14 protein-coding genes are annotated in these 19,323 nt (G+C 44.4%); 10 read left to right on the top strand and 4 right to left on the bottom strand.

The window, feature by feature from the left end:
- Positions 1 to 13: 13 nt before the first annotated feature.
- From ACLI1A_RS08615 to ACLI1A_RS08570, 10 genes are all read left to right on the top strand, one after another.
- The gene (locus ACLI1A_RS08615) at positions 14 to 637 is read left to right on the top strand and encodes a TetR/AcrR family transcriptional regulator (RefSeq protein ID WP_411408172.1); all 624 of its coding nucleotides are present in this window, start codon (positions 14 to 16) and stop codon (positions 635 to 637) included.
- Between the two features lie 35 nt (positions 638 to 672).
- Positions 673 to 2,040, top strand: coding sequence for a TolC family protein (locus tag ACLI1A_RS08610; RefSeq protein ID WP_411408170.1), 1,368 nt, complete (start codon positions 673 to 675; stop codon positions 2,038 to 2,040).
- A 6-nt stretch (positions 2,041 to 2,046) separates the two neighbouring features.
- Positions 2,047 to 3,105, top strand: a complete 1,059-nt coding sequence (locus ACLI1A_RS08605; protein WP_411408168.1) for an efflux RND transporter periplasmic adaptor subunit — start codon at positions 2,047 to 2,049, stop codon at positions 3,103 to 3,105.
- A 153-nt stretch (positions 3,106 to 3,258) separates the two neighbouring features.
- A complete protein-coding gene (locus tag ACLI1A_RS08600) occupies positions 3,259 to 6,432 on the top strand; it encodes an efflux RND transporter permease subunit (protein ID WP_411408166.1) in 3,174 nt (1,057 codons plus the stop codon).
- Positions 6,433 to 6,529: 97 nt separating this feature from the next.
- Positions 6,530 to 7,231 carry a hypothetical protein gene (locus ACLI1A_RS08595; RefSeq protein WP_411408164.1) on the top strand — a complete coding sequence of 234 codons (702 nt, stop codon included), beginning with the start codon at positions 6,530 to 6,532 and terminating at the stop codon, positions 7,229 to 7,231.
- A gap of 107 nt (positions 7,232 to 7,338) precedes the next feature.
- Positions 7,339 to 7,914 (top strand): GAD-like domain-containing protein, encoded by a 576-nt coding sequence (locus ACLI1A_RS08590; RefSeq protein ID WP_411408162.1) that lies wholly within the window; start codon positions 7,339 to 7,341, stop codon positions 7,912 to 7,914.
- A gap of 156 nt (positions 7,915 to 8,070) precedes the next feature.
- Positions 8,071 to 8,769: a hypothetical protein gene (locus tag ACLI1A_RS08585; RefSeq protein WP_411408160.1), complete on the top strand. Its 699-nt coding sequence runs from the start codon at positions 8,071 to 8,073 to the stop codon at positions 8,767 to 8,769.
- A gap of 475 nt (positions 8,770 to 9,244) precedes the next feature.
- A complete protein-coding gene (locus ACLI1A_RS08580) occupies positions 9,245 to 11,686 on the top strand; it encodes a TonB-dependent siderophore receptor (RefSeq protein WP_411408158.1) in 2,442 nt (813 codons plus the stop codon).
- Between the two features lie 250 nt (positions 11,687 to 11,936).
- Positions 11,937 to 14,366: a TonB-dependent siderophore receptor gene (locus ACLI1A_RS08575; RefSeq protein ID WP_411408156.1), complete on the top strand. Its 2,430-nt coding sequence runs from the start codon at positions 11,937 to 11,939 to the stop codon at positions 14,364 to 14,366.
- Positions 14,367 to 14,455: 89 nt separating this feature from the next.
- A complete protein-coding gene (locus ACLI1A_RS08570; protein ID WP_411408154.1) occupies positions 14,456 to 15,631 on the top strand; it encodes a PepSY-associated TM helix domain-containing protein in 1,176 nt (391 codons plus the stop codon).
- 95 nt (positions 15,632 to 15,726) lie between these two features.
- Here the strand turns inward: ACLI1A_RS08570 and ACLI1A_RS08565 are convergent, their stop codons facing one another.
- From ACLI1A_RS08565 to ACLI1A_RS08550, 4 genes are all read right to left on the bottom strand, one after another.
- Positions 15,727 to 16,074, bottom strand: a complete 348-nt coding sequence (locus ACLI1A_RS08565; protein WP_411408152.1) for a toxin-antitoxin system YwqK family antitoxin — start codon at positions 16,072 to 16,074, stop codon at positions 15,727 to 15,729.
- A 188-nt stretch (positions 16,075 to 16,262) separates the two neighbouring features.
- Positions 16,263 to 17,258, bottom strand: a complete 996-nt coding sequence (locus ACLI1A_RS08560) for a TlpA family protein disulfide reductase (protein WP_411408150.1) — start codon at positions 17,256 to 17,258, stop codon at positions 16,263 to 16,265.
- 5 nt (positions 17,259 to 17,263) lie between these two features.
- Positions 17,264 to 18,271 (bottom strand): TlpA family protein disulfide reductase, encoded by a 1,008-nt coding sequence (locus ACLI1A_RS08555; protein ID WP_411408148.1) that lies wholly within the window; start codon positions 18,269 to 18,271, stop codon positions 17,264 to 17,266.
- A 70-nt stretch (positions 18,272 to 18,341) separates the two neighbouring features.
- Positions 18,342 to 19,316, bottom strand: coding sequence for a TlpA family protein disulfide reductase (locus tag ACLI1A_RS08550; RefSeq protein WP_411408146.1), 975 nt, complete (start codon positions 19,314 to 19,316; stop codon positions 18,342 to 18,344).
- Positions 19,317 to 19,323 lie beyond the last annotated feature (7 nt).

Here is a 19,323-nt window from a genome sequence, read left to right as displayed (position 1 = left end):
AAGTTAAACTAAAATGTCAGCTAAAAGAACCGAAGAAATAGCCGTTGCCGTTGATACAGAGCAGCTGATAAAAGACACCGCCAAGAAACTTTTCTTTGGCGAAGGACGATTTAATGCCACAACACAGGAAATAGCCGACGCCGCAGGAGTAAACCGTACGCTTATAAACTACTACTTCCGCTCTCGCGATAACCTGTTTAACACCGTATTTGAAGAAGCCCAGAAACAGGAGCACGACCGTACAGAGAAAATTGTATTTGGTGATGGGTCACTGTATGATAAAATAAGCCAGTACCTGGATGTAATACTGGAGCAGAGCAAAGAGTTTCCGTACCTGGAAATATATATGGTAACCCAAATGAACCAGGGATGCGTATACAAAGATCCCGAAACCATGAACCGCATGCTGGATAAGTTTTACCTGCAGGTAGCCCTGGAAATGGATAAAGGCTATATAACAAAGATGCGCCCGGAGCAGTTTGTACTGAATTTTATTTCGCTTTGCAGTTTTCCGGTATCAATGAGGCCGCTGCTACAGGAAACCATGGGCTTTAGCCAGGAAAGCTATGACCGCCTGCTGGAAGAACGCAAAGAAATAATCCTGGATATGCTTTTTACCAGAAAAATAAACGAATAATTAAGAAACCCAATAATCATAAATATCAACAAAAAATGAGCAGTTTATTCATCCGTAAGGGGCTACTGGCCCTCTTAATGGTACTCCCGGCAGCTATGGGGCTACGTGCGCAGACTACAACCGCGCCGAAAACCCTAACGCTAAAGGAAGCTGTAAACTATGCCCTGCAAAACAAGGCCGAAGCGGCCAAGGCAAAGCTGGACGTAGAAAACAGTGAGTACAAAATTCAGGAAGTGCGCGCACAGGCGCTGCCGAATATTTCGGCAAGTGGCGGACTTACCTACAACCCTATACTACAACTTAATGCACTACCGGGCGACTTTTTTGGAGCACCCGGAACTGTAATCCTGGCGCCACTGGGACAAAAATGGAATTCGGTAGCCGGTGTAAACCTTACCCAGAAAATTTTTGACCAAAGCGTGTTTACAGGCCTTAAGGCTGCAAAAAGCACCCGCGAGTTTTATCAGGTAAACGCGCAGCTTACCGAAGAGCAGGTTATAGAGCGTGTAGCAAACAGCTACTACCAGGTGTACATTCAGCGCCAGAAATTAACCGTGCTGAACGAAACCTATGCCAACACCGAAAAAACACGCAACATTATTAAAGGCCAGTTTGACGCCGGGCTTGCCCGAAAAATAGACCTGGACCGTATGAATGTAAACCTGCGCAACATAGAAACGCAGCGTACACAGCTAAGGAATTCGGTAGAGCTACAGGAAAACACGCTGAAGTTTTACATAGGCATGCCTATAAACGCAGCGATTTCGCTTCCGGAAACGGAAATGGAAATAAAGCCGCTGGCGCTGGAAGAAAACCCTGATGTAACAAACCGTACAGAGTACCAGCTACTACAAAAACAAAAACAGCTGTACTACTACAACAAAAAAGCACAACAGGCAGCGTACTACCCTACCCTTTCTGTTACGGCAGGCTATAACTACATAGGCCAGGGCCCTGAAATGCCTTGGTTTAAAAAGCCGGCAGACCAGGTATACTGGAGCGATTACAGCACTATAGGCCTTAACCTGCATGTACCTATATTTACAGGTTTTGGTACCCGTGCCAAAGTAAGGCAGGCAGAAATAGACCTTAAGAAGACTGAAGAGGATATTAAGGACACCAAGCTAAGCCTTGACCTTGCTTACCAGAATGCTAAAGTGCAAATTCAGAACAGCATTAGTACCATAGAGCTACAACGCGAAAACTCTAAACTGGCCCGCGAGGTTTTAGAAAACACACAGAACAACTACAGACAGGGGCTCGCCACACTCACCGACCTACTGGATTCTGAAAACTCGTACATAGAGGCAGAGAACAACTATATATCGGCACAACTGGATTACAAGATTGCCGAAATACAACTTATAAAGGCAAAAGGCGAACTGGAAACCCTTAAAAATTAACAAGCAATGAAAAAAGTAATATACATAGTAGTAATAGCAGCCGTAATAGGTGGCGGATATTTGATACTAAACAAAAATAAAGAAAAGAACGACGCCGAAACTGCTGTAGTGGCTCAGCAAAACAGCACTGTGGCAGTACGTACTGCAACTGCAACCCAGGGTGTACCGGATCTTGCTTACACCGCAAACGGTAACTTTGAAGCCAAGCAACAACTGGAATTTCCGGCAGAAAACAGTGGCCGTGTAATAAATGTACTGGTAGACGAAGGCGACCATGTGCACAAAGGACAGGTACTGGCTACCATAAAAGGAGAGCAGCTAAGCATTATGCTACAAAGCGCAAAGGCATCTTATGACAATGCAAAAGCCGACCTGCAACGCTATGAAAGTGCTTTTGCCACCGGTGGTGTTACCAAGCAACAGGTAGACAACGCTAAAGTGGCTCTTGCCAATGCTAAGGCACAGTACGAACAAACCCGCGTAAACCTGGGCGATACCAGCGTAAAAAGCAGCATTAACGGTATTGTAAACTCACGTAATATAGAGCCGGGCAGCGTGGTATCTCCGGGTACTGTACTGTTTGAGCTGGTAGACGTAAGCTCACTTAAACTTAAAGTAAACGTACCGGAAAGCCAGGTAGCCACCCTTAAACTGGGTACTACCGTAAAAGTTACTGCCAGCGTATATCCTGATAAGGAATTTAGCGGTAAAGTAACGTTTATAGCACCAAAAGGTGATACATCGCTTAACTTCCCTGTGGAGATTACCATAGCTAACAACCCTAACAACGAGCTAAAAGCAGGTATGTATGGTAGTGTGGTTTTCGGTACAGCATCTAAACAGCCGGAAGTACTTAGCATACCGCGTACTGCCTTTGTGGGTGGTGTTGGTAACAACCAGGTATTTGTAGTAAAAGACGGCGCGGCAAAACTTACTAAAGTGGTAGCCGGACGCATTTTTGGCGACACCGTAGAAGTGCTTAACGGGCTTACTGCCGGCGAGGTTGTAGTAACCAGCGGACAGATAAACCTAACTGACGGCAGTAAAGTAGAAGTTATAAAATAACAGCTAAACAGCCTAGGTTCCATTTCGACTGAAGCGTAGCGAAATGGAGAAATCTCTCCTTAAATTAATTGAGATTTCTCGACTTCACTGCGTTGCGCTCGAAATGGAACAGACAGAACTAATTGTTCTGTAAGGTTAAAAAAGTATCATCACATGAAATTAGCAGAAATATCCATAAAACGGCCAACACTTATTATAGTGTTGTTTACCATACTTACTTTGGGTGGCCTTTACAGCTACAGTAGCCTGAGCTACGAGCTTATCCCTAAGTTTGAAATGAACGTAATTACCATTAGTACGGTATACCCCGGTGCATCGCCGGGTGAAATAGAAAACACCGTAACCAAGAAGATTGAAGACGCGGTGTCTTCGCTGGAAATGGTAAAGAAAGTAGAATCTAAATCATACGAAAGCCTTTCGGTAGTAATGGTAACGCTTCAGCCCGAAGCCAATGCCGACTACTCCCTGAACGACGCCCAGCGTAAGATAAACGCCATAGAGAAAGACTTACCCGAAGATGCCGATCCGCCATCATTGGTAAAATTCTCCCTGAGCGACCTTCCGGTAGTAACCCTGGGTGCTACCAGTAAGCTGGACGAGGTAACCTTCTATGACCTACTTGACAAGAAAATCGAACCTATTCTTAGCCGTGTAAACGGTGTGGCGCAGGTAACCCTTGTAGGTGGCGAGGAGCGTGAAATTCAGGTAAACCTGGATGAGGACAAACTGAAAGGTTTTGGCCTTAGCATACCTCAGGTACAACAAACGGTACTGGGCAGTAACCTTGACTTCCCTACGGGTAGTGTAAAAACCCGCGAAAACAGCATGCTTGTGCGTCTTGCCGGTAAATACCGCAGCGTAGAAGAAATGCGTAACCTTGTAATATCGAGCAAAAACGGCGTACAAATACGTTTGGGTCAGGTGGCCGACGTACAGGACAGCCAGAAAGAAGCCGAAAAAATAGCCCGTGTAGATGGCAAAAGCGCAATTGCCATTCAAATTACCAAGCAAACCGATGCTAACGCAGTACAGGTGAGCGAGGATGTGCGCAAAGTCATCTCAAAAATCGAAACAGATTATGCTAAAGAAGGGCTTAAACTGCAGGTAGCAAACGACACCTCTGAGTTTACCCTTGTTGCTGCCGAAGGCGTTATCCATGACTTGTTCATTGCGGTATTCCTGGTAGCATTTGTAATGCTTTTCTTCCTGCACTCGCTGCGTAATGCACTTATTGTAATGGTGTCTATCCCGGCATCGCTTATTGCTACATTCATAGGCATATCGCTTATGGGCTATACCCTTAACCTGATGAGCTTACTTGGTTTGTCACTGGTGGTAGGTATCCTTGTGGATGACGCGATTGTGGTACTGGAAAACATTTACCGACACATGGAAATGGGCAAGAGCCGTATTCGTGCCGCATACGATGGTACTGCCGAAATTGGCTTTACGGTATCGGCCATTACATTAGTAATTGTGGTGGTGTTCCTACCTATTGCTATGAGTACAGGTCTTGTAAGTAACATTATTACACAGTTCTGTGTGGTGGTGGTTATTGCTACGCTACTATCATTACTATCATCATTTACGCTTATACCTTGGCTTTCATCACGCTTTGGTAAACTAGAGCATATTACCGGAAAAAACATCTTTGGTAAAATCATCCTTGGTTTCGAAAAAGGATTAGACAAATTTACCCACTGGGTTACCGGCATCCTTACATGGGCACTTAAAAACTGGAAGACAAAACTTGCCAGCCTTGGCGTAGCAGTAGGCCTGTTTATTGCCGCAATAATGATTACCGGCAAATATGTGGGTGGCGAATTCTTTGCCAAGCTGGACAGGGGCCAGTTCATGGTTCAGATAGAGCTTCCTAAAGATGCCTCTTTGGAACAAACCAACCTTATGTTGCTTAAAGCAGAAGATTTCCTGAAAGGGAAGAAAGAAGTGAAGAGCCTTATTACCACCGTGGGTCAAACCAGTGAAGGTATGGCAGGTTCGCAAAGTACCGCTTACAAAGGTGAAATCACTGTAACCCTTGTAGACGAGGAGCACCGTACAGACAACTCGTTTGTATACGCTGCAAAAACCAAACTGGAACTGCAAAAAGTACTGGTAGGCGCCAAGATAAAAACCGTACCGGTAAGTATAATGGGTGGTGCCGACGAAGCGCCGATAGCCCTTACCGTAACAGGTAACGATTTTGAAAGCACCTATAAATGGGCTGAAGCTGCAGCCAATGAGCTGCGCAAAATACCGGGAGCATCGGAAGTAAAACTAACTTCAGAGGCTGGTTCGCCGGAGATTGACGTTAAGGTAGACCGCGATAAAATGGCTGCTCTGGGCTTAGACCTGCAAACCGTAGGTTTAACCATGCAAACGGCCTTTAACGGTAACACCGATGGTAAGTTCCGTGCCGGCCAGTACGAGTACGACATTAACATACGTTATGGTGAATACAACCGTATGAACATAGACGACGTGCGCAACATAACGTTTATGAACAACATGGGCCAGGAAGTAAAACTAAGCCAGTTCTCAGAAATATCTGAAGGTTCAGGGCCAAGTTTGCTTGAGCGCCGTGATAAGAGTACATCGGTTACCGTACAGGGACAAACTGTAGGTAGGCCTGTAGGTAGCGTTGTAAGCGACTGGACCGCGAAGTTTGAAAAAATGGAACGCCCGTCGGGTGTAAGCTACGTATGGGGTGGTGATATGGAAAACCAGAGCGAAGGTTTCGGTACACTGGGTGTGGCACTACTTGCCGCTATTATCCTGGTATACCTTGTTATGGTGGCACTGTACGACAGCTTTGTGTATCCGTTTGTGGTACTGTTTGCCGTACCGCTGTCGTTCATCGGGGCACTACTGGCACTGGCGCTTACAAACAATACGCTGAACATATTTACCATATTAGGTATCATTATGCTTATTGGTCTGGTGTGTAAAAACGCAATTCTACTGGTAGACTTTACTAACCACCGTAAAGAACAGGGCGAAAGCACTTATCATGCGCTTATACAGGCTAACCATGCCCGTCTTCGTCCTATCCTTATGACTACGATAGCCATGGTTTTTGGTATGATTCCTATTGCGCTTGCTAAGGGTGGTGCCGCACAGATGAACAACGGCCTTGCATGGGTTATTATAGGTGGTCTTATCAGTTCACTGTTCCTTACCCTGATCATCGTACCGGTAGTATACTCTATTTTTGATGGCCTTATCCGTCGTTTCTCAAAATCAGAAAAGATTGACTACGCCGCAGAAATGGTTGCCGACTACGAGCACCGCGAACTAAGCGAAGATGGCTTTACCGCGAAACATTAATTTATGTTTTCATCTTATATAGTTACTTTGAGTCCCGCCGCATGGCGGGATCTTTTTTGTTATATTAGCGGGTCTAAAACCTATAACCAATAAAATTATGGAATTCCCGATTACAGAAAAGTTTAGAAAATTCAGTGCAACAGTAAAGTCAAATTTAAGCGAAATACTACTTTTGGACTTGAATATCTCTGATAATGATGGTAGATTTAGTTTAGACACATTAGCAAGATTTACAGAAGAAGAATTTACGGCTTTAGGTTATGATATCCCCGAGAAAAAATATCTTGACATATTAAATATAGATACATTTCATTTTCATGCATGGTTTGAAGTAGATGGTTATTCAAGCCAAATAGAAATAAATATTGAAAAAGTGTACAACAATCTAACTTTATTAAACTACGACGAAAAACTTTGGTACGACGACCAGCCTGAAGAAGAAAAAGCGCTTTGGAAAACCTTTCGCTCTTTTGATACACGCCCCGAAATAGGCGATGGTAAAATGGCGGTATTCAGCATTCAGGAAGGTGTGTCGCCACCAAACGAACCTGCTATTTATTATATAGACCGCGCGTTTTATTGCAAAACCAACCTCACTTTTGTGCAGTATTATGAAGCCGTGCTGGACATGATTGGCATAGCCGACTGGCAGCTGCTTTTTAGCGAGGTATCGCTTAAAGACCCTATGATTTCTTATAAATACGATGGGCTTAAGGCCTCGCTCGAAGCACTCGCAAAAGCCTTTCCTGATAAGGATTATAGTAAATACTTCGAATTGCTTGAGGCGAGGTGGGTGTAGCGCTTTTAGCTATTACAATACCTCACCCACTTAGTTTTAAAATATCAGTCCCGCCGCATGGCGGGACCTTTTTTGTATATTGCGGGTCTAAAACCTATAACCAAAAAATGACCGACATTACAGAATTCCTCACTAAGCACCCTTTAGATAAAAGGACAGGTACATTTGCCGAAGGCGAACTGGAAGCCTACCGGGATAAGATCCCTGATGAGTTATACCAATTCCTACAGCAGGAACAAAAAGCTGTATACGGCAACGGCTTTTTCAGAACGGTATCGCCCAAAGATTTTCATGATGTATTTACAAACTGGGGGCTTGATGGTGATAACTGCCATGCGTTCCTGGTTTCTTCCTTTGGCTGCATCGAATATTATTACAATAACGATTATTGCGGGTTCAATCCACACACTGGTACTGCCCATGCTAATTCCCCCAGTGGTTATTTAGGGCTTCTGCTCAACCTGGCATTGGTAAACACTACCAATTTAGAAATCGGCTTTTGCTACGACATGCACCTGAAACACCGCAGTACCCTGCCGGAACTAAAAGAAGACGAAATGTATACCCTGCTACCCGCCCTGCCCCTGGGTGGCGATATGGAAACATCGCGTATAGAAACTGTAAGGAGGGATGTACAGCTTGATATACTGGCGCAATTGTATAACCATAAGACAACTGAATAGATATTATTTCAGACTGTAGACAGACCAATAACTATTTTGACCTGCTAAAGCATCACAGCACCTCAGCTTTCTTGAACAGATAAGATAAATCAGTCCCGCCGCATGGCGGGACTTTTTTGTTATATTGCGGGTCTAAAACCTATAACCAATAAAATTATGGAATACAAAATTTCAAAAAGCGCAAGCCTATTACATGATAAATTAGTTGATAATGAGTTTATCAGTGTAGATGATTTTGATCTTGATCTATTACAAAGTTATGATGAGGGACAACTTGACATTGATTACGCACATAATAAATTTATAAATTATTATGGATATAAATTTGAGGAATCATTTAAAGATGTTATAAATATCAATAAGCTGTATTTTCATGGAATAATAGAGGTAGATTTATATTTTTCTAAACTCGAAATTTGTATAGAAAATATAGGGGTAGGTCTATCACTTTTAAACTACGACGAAGGTCTTTGGTACGACGACCAGCCTGAAGAAGAAAAAGCACTTTGGAAAACCTTTCGCTCTTTTGATACACGCCCCGAAATAGGCGATGGTAAAATGGCGGTATTCAGCATTCAGGAAGGTGTGTCGCCACCAAACGAACCTGCTATTTATTATATAGACCGCGCGTTTTATTGCAAAACCAACCTCACTTTTGTGCAGTATTATGAAGCCGTGCTGGACATGATGGGCATAGCCGACTGGCAGCTGCTTTTTAGCGAGGTATCGCTTAAAGACCCTATGATTTCTTATAAATACGACGGGCTTAAGGCCTCGCTCGAAGCACTCGCAAAAGCCTTTCCTGATAAGGATTATAGTAAATATTTTGAGTTGCTTGAGGCAAGGTGGGTGTAGAGCTTTTAGCTGTTACAATACCTCAGCCACTTAGTTTTAAAATATCAGTCCCTCCGCATGGCGGCACTTTTTTTGCCTCTCCCTAACCCTCTCCAAAAGAGCGGGAACAACTTCACTCATCCTTTAAAAACTTCGGAAAACTTTGCGCTTCCTTTGCGGGGCTTTGTGTTATATTTTATGTAAATCAGTAATGGGAGAGATGTCTCCACTCCGCTACGCTGCGGTCGACATGGAAGCACCTGTAAACTGCGACTGCGACTAAAACCTCAACCCACATAAGCTTTCATCACAAAATGTTATAATAAAAACAGCGTTTACAGCCCAAAAATTCGTTCTGTAAAAAAATAGGCGCGCATAACACCATTATTCTCAAAAGTGCTTTCGTATCTTAATTTTATTTAGAATAATTAAAAATAATATTGCTTCATGTCCATTTGGGTATTAACTTTGCCCCGTTTTAAAAAACCAATAACAGATGAACAATTCTATTTTTAAACAAACTCTAACCCTTATAGCGCTACTATTTGGCTTTGCGCTATCGGCTCAGGATCGCGGTAACGTAAGCGGTACTATTGTACTTAGCGACAATACCCCTGCCGAAAACATAAGCGTGGCGTTAAAAAACACTAACTACAGTGCGGTAACAAACGCCAAAGGCCACTACGAAATAAAGAACGTTAAAGTCGGTGAATATACCATACGCGTAGTTTCGGTAGGTATTAAAACCGTGGAACAAAATATTGCCGTTGCAGCCGGACAAACAGCAACAGCTAACATAACCCTGAACGAAAGCCAGGAAGAACTGAACGAAGTGGTAATAAACGGCGGCACTAACCGCTATAGCAAGCAGGAAGCTGTAAGCAGCTCGCGCATTCCGCTAAAAGCCATAGAAAACGCACAGGTAAGCAACGTGGTTACACAACAACTGATGAAAGACCAGCTGATAACAAACCAGGACGACGCCCTTAAAAACGTTCCGGGTCTGTACCAAATGTGGGGTGCCACAGGCCGTGCCGGCGATGGAGGTTCGTACTACGTATCTAGGGGTTTTACTACCCAGGCGCTTGTAAGGAACGGTGTAGCAGGTACTGTTATAGCTAACAACGATGCTGCTAACATAGAATACATAGAGGCTATAAAAGGCCCTTCGGCTACGCTTTTTGGTAGCATACTTACATCTTACGGCGGGCTTATAAACCGTGTTACCAAAAAACCGTATGACAGGTTTGGCGGTGAGGTAAACTTCCAGACCGGAAGCTACGGCTTTAACCGTGGTACCGTAGATGTAAACACTCCGCTTAACGCTGATAAAACGGCACTGTTCAGGCTAAATGCCGCTACTACAAAAAGCGAAAGCTTCCAGGATACAGGTATGAGCAAGAATTTCTTCTTTGCACCATCGTTTACCTACAAGTTTAGCGACCGCCTTACGGCTACCATTGAAGCAGAATTCTTTAACCAGGATGCTACAGGCCTTAACCTTATATACCTTGGCGACAGCCCAAGCAACATAGGCATACACAATGCCGCGGACCTTAACTACGACTTTAAACGCAGTATGAACGGCAGTAACTTTGTTACACAAACCAAGAGCCGCAACTTCTTTGCTACGTTTAACTACAAGATGTCTGACAACTGGACGTCGCAGTCTATACTAACCTCAGCAAACAACGAAGCTGCAGGGCCGGGTACATGGTTATACCTTTTGGCAAACAACCAAATGTCTCGTAACGCATGGGGTTTTGAAGGCTCGTCTAACGCGGTGGAGTTCCAGCAGAACTTTACAGGCGACTTTAAAATAGGCAGCATGAGGAACCGCATGGTAATAGGCGGCGACATTTACCACACTAAAGGATACTACCTTATTACTTACCTGCCGGGCTTCCAGTGGACTTTTGACACGGTAGACTACACCGGATCTATAGCTAACTACAATGCCTTTAACCAGCACACAATACAAAACATGCTGGACGGTTCGGACAGCTTTTATAAAGGCTCTTCTGATTACAGCACAAACAGCGTGTATGTAAACGATGTACTAAACATTACCCCTCGCCTGCTTGTATCGGCCGGTGTACGTTTTGACAACTACGAAAACAGGGGCTCTTATGATGCAGCCAGCAACACAAGGTCTGGTGCGTTTTCTCAAAATGCATTTTCACCAAAATTTGGTGCTGTGTACCAGATTGTAGAAGACCAGGTTTCGCTTTTTGCTAACTACCAAAACAGCTTTAAAAACGTAGTAAACAGCTACGCAGGCTCTACAGACCCTAATGTTAACGGTGCTGTATTTAAGCCGGAACACGCTAACCAGTTTGAAGCCGGTGTTAAGGCAAACGCCTTTAACAACAAGCTAAGCGGTAGTGTAAGCTACTATAATATAGAAGTTGAAAACATTGTAAGGACAGACCCAAGCAACCCTATATCTTCTATACAGGACGGCACCCAGCTAAGTAAAGGTATAGAGGCCGAAATTACAGCAAGCCCTATAGAAGGCCTAAACATTATAGCAGGTTATGCCTACAACGACAGCAAGCTTACAAAAGCCGATGCCGGTGTAAACAACCTTCGCCCGTATACAGCAGGCCCACAAAACCTGGCTAACTTCTGGGTGAGCTACAAACTGCCGGAAAACACTATTAAAGGCCTTGGCCTTGGGGTAGGCGGAAACTACGGCAGCGAAAGCCTTATCTATAACCAGAATACGCTGGATTCAGACGGTAACGTAACCGGAAGGGATACTTTTGTACTGCCTTCATACACTGTGCTTAATGCATCTGTATTCTACGACCAGCCAAAATACAGGGTTACCTTCAGGGTAAACAACCTTACTGATGAGCTGTACTTTAATGGGTATACCACTATAAACGTACAGGCTCCAAGGACATTTGTAGGTGGCATATCGTACAAATTCTAAGTAAAAGCAAAACACATAGAGCATAAATGTCCCGCCCCGGTTGCGGGACATTTTTTTTGCGCTAACCTTAGCAAAACTGCAATCAAAAAACACTGTTATTTAGAATCATTAAAAATAAAACCCACTTTACCCACACATTCGTAAAAGTGAAAAACAGAGCTTAATTTTATTTAGAATAATTAAAAATAATATTGTCCGGTGTTTATTTGGGACTTAACTTTGTCACATTCAAATAAAACCAAAACAAAAAATGATTAACAACTACATTAAACAAACCTTATCCCTTATTGCATTGCTGCTGGGCATGGTGCTTACGGCACAAGAACGCGGCAGTGTAAGCGGTATTATTGTACTGAGCGACAATACCCCCGCAGAAAACATTACCATAGCGCTAAAAGGTACCGGTTATGGTGCCATAACAAACGCTAAAGGATACTACGAAATAAAAAGCGTAAAAGCCGGCGAATACACCATACGCATAGTAAGCGTGGGTATTAAGCCCGTGGAGGAAACCATTACGGTAACGGCCGGAACCGAAACGGTAAAGAACTTTACCCTGGGCGAAAGCCAGGAAGAACTAAACGAGGTGATTATCAACGGGGGCACCAACCGCTATAAGCAGGATAAGACTTCGGGTACGCTGCGCCTGGACACCCCTATTTTAAATGTGCCGCAAAACATACAGATAGTAACCGCACAGGCACTGAAAGACCAACAGGTAATAAGCATGAGCGATGGTGTAATACGAAACGTAAGCGGTACTACCCGCCTGGAACACTGGGGCGACCTGTATGCAAATATAACCATGCGCGGTTCGCAGATACAGGCTTTCAGGAACGGATTTAACGTGGTTTCATCGTTCTGGGGCCCGCTTACCGAAGACATGAGCTTTGTAGACCACATAGAGTTTGTAAAAGGTCCGGCCGGCTTTATGCTGGCAAACGGAGACCCAAGCGGGCTATATAATGTGGTTACCAAAAAACCTACCGGCATAGAAAAAGGCGAGGTAAGCCTTACACTGGGCAGTTTTGACCTGTACCGTACCACTGTAGACCTTGACGGTAAACTGAGCAAAGACGGCAAAGTACAGTACCGCCTTAACCTTGCCGCCCAAAACAAGGGCTCTTTCCGTCCGTATGAGCACAACGACCGCTATGCCATAGCACCGGTTATTTCATACCAGATAAACGACAAAACAAAGGCCACCTTTGAATACAACTACCAGCGTGCAAACATGACCGAGGTAGGTTCTTACTACGTATTCGGGACCGGTGGCTATGCTACGGCACCGCGCGACTTTACCCTGACACAGCCCGGACTGCCCGACACCAAAATAAACGACCACAGCTTTTATGCCATGCTGGAACACCAGATAGACGACCACTGGAAGGTAACCGCACAGCTGGCATACTTTAAATACTTACAGGAAGGTTACAGCTCATGGCCGTCGCACGTGGGTCCGGAGTATGATGCAAACGGCACAGAAATTTTAAGCGCAGGCGAAATAATACGTAATGTGGGCATATGGGATGCCGAAAGCTCTATGAAACTGGGGCAGGTTTTCCTTAACGGTAAATTCCAGACCGGGCAGCTGAGCCATAAAATCCTTGCAGGGCTTGATATGGGTAACAAAAACTATATAGCAGACTGGGGCCAGAGCCATGACCTGGATACTTATGAAACCCCATTCCTGGTTTCAGCGCCAAATTACGGCACCCCGGCAAACGGCATGCCCGATTTTGACCGCAGCACCCCACTGGAAGAAAGGGCACAGGCCATAGGCGGCATGATGAGTTCGCACTACAGTGCAGGTTACCTGCAGTATGAGCTGGGCCTGTATGACCGGGTAAGGCTTACCGTGGCCGGAAGGTACACATCGGCAGAGCAGGCTTCATGGGGCGGCGCACCGATATCTGACAACCACTGGAGCCCGCGTGCCGGACTTAGCATGTCTGTAGACGAAAACACATCGGTATACCTGCTGCACGACCAGGCTTTTACACCACAGGCCGGTATTATGCGCAGTGGCGAAACCGTAAAGCCCCTTACAGGGAATAACAACGAAATAGGGATAAAAAGAGACTGGTTTAACGGCAGCTGGAACACTACCCTGTCTATATACCGTATAAACAAAAATAACGAGCTGATGTCTGACCCTACCAATACCTCCGGCGAGCAGTACAGCATTGTATTTGGTAAACGCAGGGCGCAGGGCGTAGAGTTTGACGTAAGGGGCAACCTGCTTCCGGGGCTGAACCTGGTAGCAAACTACGCCTTTACAGAATCGTATGTAAGCGAAGTAGCTGCGGGTATTACCGAAACATACGGCATTAAAAAAGGCGATATCGTGCCGGGCTATTCTAAGCACACCGCTAATGCATGGCTTACCTATACTCTTCAGGATGGTTTCTTTAAAGGTTTTGGCGCCTCAGGCGGGTTTACCTTCCTGGGCGGCAGAAGGACCGATACCTGGAGCCAGGGGCTGGACAGGCTTCCGGATTATTTTAAGCTCGAAGGCGGCCTTTCTTATGAAAAAGGCAACATGAAAATTAATGCAAACGTATATAACATACTGGATAAATACCTGTACTCCGGGTCTTACTATGCATGGCTGGGTGCTTACTACTGGCAGGCCGAAGCCCCAAGGAACCTAAGGCTGGGTATTACGTATAAATTTTAAAGATAAATATTGCTCTGCTACTGGCGGCATTTCCTTATGTAAAAGGAGGTGCCGCCTTTTTGGGCAAAATGTACTAATTTAGCTTTTTGATGGGAAAAGAAAAAAAGAAGAAGAAAAAGGATTTTAAGCACTGGGTGGGCAAAGCGCACTTGTGGCTGGGGCTTACATCGGGGCTTGTGGTATTGCTGCTGGCGGTAACGGGTTGTATCTACGCCTTTCAGGAAGAGATAACCACGGCACTGCGCCATGACAGCATATACGTAACCCCTACCCCCGGACAAAAGCACCTGCCTGCATCGGTTTTATGGGATAATACCCAAAAGGCACTGGGCCCGGATATGAAGCTGAACAGCCTGGCAGTATATAACAACCCGGAAAAAGCGGCACTTTCTTATGCTTATAAGTTTAGCGAAGGGCACTTTTGGTACTTAGACAACCTGGACTATTTTTATATAGTATACACTAATCCATATACCGGCGAGGTACTGGGCAAATATGACGAAGGCCACGGCTTTTTTAATATTGTAAAAATGCTGCACTGGAGCCTGCTCATCAGTCACCCGGTGGGGCAGCAAATCATAGGTTGGAGCACATTTATCTTTGTAATAATGCTTATTAGCGGTATTATACTGTGGTGGCCAAAGAACAAAGCGGCGCGCAAACAACGCATTTGGTTTCAATGGAAAGAAACAACCAAGTGGCGCCGTAAAAACTACGACCTGCACAACATCTTTGGGTTTTACGTATCGTCTGTGGCACTGATACTGGCATTTACCGGTATGGTATGGGCTTTTACATGGTTTCAAAACACTGTGTATGTAATATCGAGCCTTAGCATAACGCCTCCGGTACCTGTTGAGGCAAAATCTACACCGGCACAGGCCGATAAAGATGCCGCCTTTAATACCGCCGTGCTTGCCGCAAAACAACGTTACCCCGAAGCCGATTACTACAGTGTAGGCCGCCCAACCGATAGCACCGCCGCTATAGGCATGCACATAAACCTGGTGCCTGGAACGTACTACAAGCACCACCATGCTTTTTACGACCAGTATACCGGTAAGTTCCTTAAAGAAGAAAACTACCGTGATGCTAATATGGGAGAAAAAGTAATTGGAGCAAACTACGACATACACGTAGGCGCCATACTGGGATTACCCGGAAAAATACTGGCGTTTATTGTAAGCCTGGTGTGCTCTATGTTACCAGTAACAGGCTTTATGATATGGAGGGGCAGAAATAAGAAAAACAACAAACAAACATAATTTTTTCCACAAACCATTTGTACAGAAAAAGCCCCGCTGGTTAACACCGCGGGGCTTTTCGATTTTCAACTTTAAAAGTTCGGGTTAGTAACAAATTATTTGTTAACAGCCACAGCGTCTTTATTCCATTTTTTCACTTCTGCTACGCGGCTGTCGTTATAATCTACTTCGGTAAGTGTTTTCCCTGTCCAGAAAAACCACTTTCCTACTTTTTTACCGTTTTCATAAGTACCCATGCTTTGCTTGGTGCCATCTTCATTATAGGCTACCCATGCACCGGTAAGCTTGCCGTCTTTATAAAAGCCGGACTGCTTTATATTACCGTTATCATAATAATAGGTACTTTTAATTATATTGTTTTCTATCTCGTGTACTGGTTTTACGCTTTGTGCTGATAACACACCTGCCATTAGCAAAAATCCTGCTGCGAATATCTTTTTCATTGCCTTGTGTTTAACGTTATACATTCTATTACATAACAAATATAAAAATTTAATTTACACAAAAAACACATTGAGTTAACAATTTGGTAACATTGAGTAAAACTTAACATTGGAAAATTATACAGGTATGGCCCAAAAACAGCAAAAGCCCTATAAAAACAAGGCTTTTGACTAAATCGTTATATTAATTACTTTCCTAAAAGTTTTTTAAGCTGCACTGCCAGTTCGGGCTCGCTGGGGCGTTTTGCGTCCGGGTCTACGATATTTCCCTTAGGATCTATAAGTATAAAGCGCGGTATAGACTCTACACTGTAAGCTTTTACAAAATCGCTTTTCCATGTATTATCGGCCATTACCTGCACCCCGCCTAATGATTTTTCGGCTACCATTTTTTTCCATTTATCGGCATCCTTAGTTTCATCTATAGAAAGGCTTATAAAGGCAATTTTACTGCCCTTAAACTGTTCTTCCAGTTTTTGCAGGTGCGGAATTTCCTGACGGCACGGGCCGCACCAGGTAGCCCACACATCTATATACACGTATTTACCTTTAAAATCGGAAAGGTTTACCGTTTTACCCTTTACATCCTTATAGCTAAACAGCGGCGAAGGTTTGCCAGTAAGGGCTGCCCTGTTTTCGCGGTTTATAAGTTCCAGCTTAAGATTAGCCGATTGCTGGCTTATAAGCATCATAAGGCTGGTGCGCGAAACAGCAGGAGTATCTTCCTTAAGGGTTTTACGCCAATCGGCCACTGTAGCCTCTATTTCGCCGGTTAATGCATCGGCACTGTTTGCAGACGAGGCTATCTTTGCCTCAATGTTTTTGGTGTCGAGGTTTACACGTTTTACAAAGTTATTTTCGGCAGCACCCTCTCCTTCAAAATATATGGTCTTTTCCAGATCATCAGCGTCACCCAGAAGGGTAAGGTTCATATCATTAGAAAGGAAAACCAGCATTTGCTGCTTGCCATACTCCATAGAAAACAGGTTCATGCCCTGCTGTATGGTAGTGCTAAAATCGCCTCGCTTGTCTACAGCTATCGCTTTCCTAAACTTGCCCAGCAGGCTTTTTACCACTATAGAATCGGCCTCGGCGTTTACAAAAGTCCCTTTAAAGTTAGGCGTTGTTTGTGCCAGGGCAGTACAGCCCATTAGCAGCGCTATATACGTATACTTTTTCATCATCGTTGTTATTTTGTTCCTTGCTTACGCAGCAGCTTTTTCAGCTCCCTGTCCAGTCCGTCACTGGGTTTACTGGCAGCAGGGTTAGCCACAGTGCCGTCGGGTGCCACAATAATAAACCGCGGCACCGACTTTACGCCATACTCGGTAAGAAAAGCGCTTGCCCAGTCGTTATCGGCTATTACCTGTACTCCGCCAAGCTTTCTTTCGGCAACAAACTTTTTCCATTTTTCTGCCTGCGTTTGCTTATCAATTGAGATGCTCAAAAATACTACATTTTCGCCTTTCATCTCCTCGGCTATTTTTTCCATAAAAGGAATTTCGGCTACACAGGGTTTACACCATGTAGCCCAAATATCGATAACCACAAATTTACCCTTAAAGTCAGACAGGTTTACCGTATTACCATTTACATCGGCATAACTAAACTGTGGTGAGGGCTTGCCTACCATAGCTGTTATAAGATCTAAACGCTTTATCTCAGCCGCTACTTTTTCGTTTTCCATGGCAGATGCAACCTGAAGGCAACCCTGGGTAGTTTCGGGCAGCCCTGATTTGTGTATGGCCTTGCCCCAGCCCTCTGTAACAGCGGCAGCATCTTTTTTCAGTTTCTTGTCGCTTTCCACCCCCGAAATAAAACGAACATACAGGTTGTAACGGTCTACAGACATTTTCCTTAAAATGTTGTTTTGGGCAGTCCCCTCCCCTTCAAAAGCCAGCGAAGACAAAAACTCTTTCCCGTCTGCTTTCAGTGTAAGATTAGTCGTATCAGAAAGGTAGATGTACTGCTTAAAAAAACCGTATTGCAGCGTGTAAATGTTTTCTTTAACCTGAAGATGTGTACCAAAGCTGCCCTGCTTGTCTACAGGCAGCACCAGGCGGTAATTATCCAGCAAACCGGATATTACTATAGAGTCTACCGTACTGTTAGTAATGGTTCCCTTAAAATTGAAATCGGCCTGCGCCTGAAGTGCAAAGCCTGCTGTAAGCAGCAGCAGCGTAAATATTTTTTTCATAACTGGTGATGGTTTTAAAACAAAAAGCCCACGCACAATGGCATGGGCTTGTGTATAGCGAATATACAGATTATTTCAATAAAGCTTCAAGCTGTTCTGTAAGCTTAGGCTCGCTCGGCCTTTTGGCATTCGTTTCTACAACATTACCATTAGGATCTATCAATATAAAGCGCGGAATAGAGTCTACGCCATACGCCTGAGGGAAATCGCTCTTCCATTCCTTATCGGCCATAAGCTGAATGCCACCCAGGTTTTTATCGGTTACAAACTTTTTCCATTTGTCGTGGTCTTTTACAGCATCAATAGAAATACTTACAAATGCTATGTTTTTACCGTGGAAGTGCTCCTCCAGCTTTTGCAGGTACGGTATTTCCTGGCGGCATGGCCCACACCATGTAGCCCATAGGTCTATGTACACATATTTACCCTTAAGGCTGGCAAGGCTTGTAGTACCGCCTTTGTGGTTTTCGTAGTTAAACTGCGGCGAAGGCTGTCCTTTCATTTTTTGGGCAGCAGCAGCCTGTGTAGCCATACGCTCAAGATCCTGTTTGTTATACAACAGGTCTTTTTTCATGGCAGCAGCAAAATCAGCGTCATAACCCGGAGCTTCTATTTCCTTAAGAAGCCCGTCCAGCTTTGCAGTACCAGCCTTAAACGCATCGGGACCCGAGCTAAGTGTTTCGGTTATTTTTTCTATCTCAAGGCCCAGTTTTGCCAGGAAGTTGTTTTCTTTTTCGCCTTTTCCTTTGTACACAATGCTTTCGTCAAACTGAGCAGCATCCATAGTAAGGGCAATATCAAAACCATTTTTAAGGAAAACTGTAGTTTGCTCTGTTCCGTCAAAAAGCTGGTACATGCCCGGTGTTACCGAAAAAGCATCGGTAAAAGCGCCCTTCGTACCCTTAATAGTATGTTTAAATGTACGCGAACGTATCACCAGCGAGTCGCTGTTAGCGTGCTGTATTGTAGCTTTAAATTTTACCTTATCGGCCTGCGCGTGCAGTGCTGCAGAAGCCATAAGCATAATAGCGAGAATCTTTTTCATTAGAGTA

The organism is Flavobacterium sp. RHBU_3, from assembly GCF_046613565.1.
In the GTDB taxonomy this organism is placed as follows: Bacteria; Bacteroidota; Bacteroidia; order Flavobacteriales; family Flavobacteriaceae; genus Flavobacterium.
This window is presented reverse-complemented; position numbering and strand designations above follow the sequence as displayed.